This is a genomic window from Streptomyces sp. CO7, assembly GCF_053474865.1.
The window spans coordinates 1-2,720 of sequence record NZ_JBRIOU010000204.1; the positions used below are offsets into that span (position 1 = coordinate 1).

Genomic DNA, 2,720 nt, shown 5'->3' on the forward strand with positions numbered 1-2,720 from the left:
CCCGTGGGGGTGATCGGCGTGCCCGCCGGGGTGCCCGGCGGTTCAGCCGCCCAGGATGCCCCGGCGGTAGCCGGCCGCCACCGCCGCCGCCCGGTCGTTCACGTCCAGCTTGGCGTAGATGTGGGTGAGGTGGGTCTTCACCGTGGCCTCGCTGATGAACAGCTCCCGAGCGATCTCGCGGTTGGAGGTCCCGCGGGCGACCAGGGTCAGCACCTCCCGCTCGCGCGCGGAGAGCGGTTCGCCGCCCGGGGCGCGGACCGCCGAGACCAGACGCGAGGCGACGGCGGGGGAGAGCACCGAACGCCCCTGGGCCGCCGCACGCACCCCGGCCAGCAGTTCGTCGCGCGGGGCGTCCTTGAGGAGGTAGCCGGTCGCCCCCGCCTCGATGGCGGGCAGGGTGTCGGAGTCGGTGTCGTACGTGGTGAGGACCATGACCTTGGCGCGGGCGCCCCGGCGGGTCAGCTCCGCGATGGCCGGGACACCGCCGCCACCGGGCATCCGCAGGTCCATCAGCACGACGTCCGGGTCGAGTTCGGCGGCCAGCGCCACCGCCTGGATCCCGTCGGACGCCTCGCCGAGCACCCGGAACCCCTCGGCCGACTCGAACAGGCCGCGCAGGCCGTCCCGGACGACGGGGTGGTCGTCGACGATCAGCAGCGTGATGCCGGCCGGGCCGGTCCCTTCCTCACTCATGACGGACCAACGGTACGCGAGCCGACACGGCGGTGCCCTGCCCCGGTTCGGACTCGACGGCCAGCGAGCCCGCGATCCGCTCCGCGCGGGCCCGCATGCCGGCCAGCCCGAAGCCGCCGGTCCGTGTCCGCGGTGGGAGGGTCTCCGGGTCGAAGCCCCGTCCGTCGTCCCGGACGTCCAGGGTGACCTCCCCGCCCATGAAACTGAGCGTCACGCCCACCCGGGACGCCGCCGCGTGCCGGGCGACGTTGGCCAGCGCCTCCTGAGCGATCCGCAGCAGGGTCGCGGCCACCTCGCCGTGCAGCTGCTCCGGATCGCCGGTGAGGGTGAACCCGGCCCGCAGCCCGTGCTGTTCGGCCCAGCCGTCCACCGTCTCGCTCAGGGCCCGCGGCAGGCCCTCCTCGGCCAGACCGGCGGGGGCGAGGTTGTGCACCGAGCGACGTGCCTCGCCCAGGCTGCGCCGGGCCAGGCCGGCGGCGCGCTCCACGTGCGTGCGGGCCACGGCCGCGTCGTCGGTGCTCGTCACCACCTGGAGCTGGGCGATGATCCCGGTGAGGCCCTGCGCCAGCGTGTCGTGGATCTCCGCGGCCAGCCGCCGGCGCTCGTCCGCGATTCCCGCCTCCCGGGCCTGGTGCAGCAGTTGGGCGTGCAGGGCGGCGTTCTCGTCGAGGGCCTGCTGCAGGGCGGCGTTGGCGCGCTCGAGTTCGACGATGGCGGCGGCCCGGGCGCGCGAGCGTTCCTCCTGCTGCTCGTTGAAGTGCGTGGTGACGCCGATCAGGGCGAAGTTGACGACCAGCAGCCCGCAGAACAGCCCCCACTGCCCCGGGCTCTGGGGCGGCAGCCCACCGGACTGGGAGCCCGCGACCGGCACGGCACAGGCGAGCGGCCCCAGCCGCCACCAGGCGCGCCTGCCTCGGGGGATCAGCTCCTCGGCGTCGAAGTAGCCGACCGCGGCGTAGAAGGCGAAGAGCGGGTTGAGCCAGACGAGGACGAAGCCGAGGGCCCAGCGCAGGACGTAGTACGCCGTCCCGGCCGGGCTCCGGCCCGGGAAGCGCCGGCCGACCCGGTCCCAGAACAGGTGCAGGACCGCTGCCGCCCCGACCAGTGCCGCCGCGGCCTGCCGCTCGCCGGTCTCCGGCGTCAGCTCGGGGGTGGCCGCCGCGAGCACCGCGGTGAAGGCCAGCATGGCGTGCGGCCCCCAGCGGCGGAACAGTTCCCACCCGCGCCCGGGCGTGTCCGGTTCCGTCGTCCCCGCCTCGTCGGTCACGGCCGAGACCCTACTGCCAACGGAACCAGCGGATGGCCGCTGCGGTGAGAGCGGCCGCCCACAGCGTCAGGATCCCCAGCGACGACCAGTCCGGCCAACTGCCGCCCGTCGCCTCACCGAGGGCCTCGGCCGCCGCGCCGAAGGGCAGCAGGCCGACGACGGTGGCCAGTGCGTCGGGCATGGCCTGCACCGGCAGCCAGACACCCGCGGCGAACATCATCGGCAGGAACACGGCGGAGCCGACGGCCGTCGCGATCTTCGCGGTGGGGGAGAATGCCGCCACCAGGGCGCCCATGGCGAGCGAGGCCGCGGCGGCGAGCGACAGCGCCAGCAGGTACCCGGCGATCTGCTCGGGGAGCCGGACGCCGTAGGCGAGGCGGCCGATCGCCAGCGAGAGCAGGGCCGAGACCAGGGCGGCGACACCGTGCAGGCCCATCTGCGCGAACAGGAGGGCCGAGGGACGCACCGGGGTCGCGGACATGCGGCGCAGGATGCCGCGCTCCCGGTAGCCGGTGATCACCGGAGGCAGCGCCTGGACGCCGGCCACGATCAGCGCGACCAGCACCGTCACCGGGACGTAGGTCTCGATCAGCCGCAGACCTCCGAGGTCCGCACTGGGCTCCCGGAAGGTCGGGATCAGGCCGAGGATCGTCAGCAGGCCGGGCGGGAAGACCGCGATCCAGAAGAAGTTGCCGGGCTCGCGGAGGAAGAGGCGTGCCTCGGCCCGCAGCACCGCGCGGGACGGGCGGTGCTGCGGGCC

The 2,720-nt window shown here is 75.0% G+C and carries 3 protein-coding genes; all 3 read right to left on the minus strand.

Annotated elements, in window-relative coordinates; genetic code table 11:
- Positions 1-42: 42 nt before the first annotated feature.
- From ACOV8S_RS32615 to ACOV8S_RS32625, 3 genes are read right to left on the minus strand one after another with little or no spacing between them, the layout of a single operon-like run.
- Positions 43-693: a response regulator transcription factor gene (locus ACOV8S_RS32615; RefSeq protein WP_351117574.1), complete on the minus strand. Its 651-nt coding sequence runs from the start codon at positions 691-693 to the stop codon at positions 43-45.
- The gene (locus ACOV8S_RS32620) at positions 686-1,960 is read right to left on the minus strand and encodes a sensor histidine kinase (protein WP_448322237.1); all 1,275 of its coding nucleotides are present in this window, start codon (positions 1,958-1,960) and stop codon (positions 686-688) included. The genes ACOV8S_RS32615 and ACOV8S_RS32620 overlap by 8 nt, the downstream gene beginning before the upstream one ends.
- A 10-nt stretch (positions 1,961-1,970) precedes the next feature.
- On the minus strand, positions 1,971-2,693 hold the full coding sequence (locus ACOV8S_RS32625) for an ABC transporter permease (protein ID WP_448322239.1): 723 nt from the start codon (positions 2,691-2,693) through the stop codon (positions 1,971-1,973).
- Between the last annotated feature and the right edge of the window lie 27 nt (positions 2,694-2,720).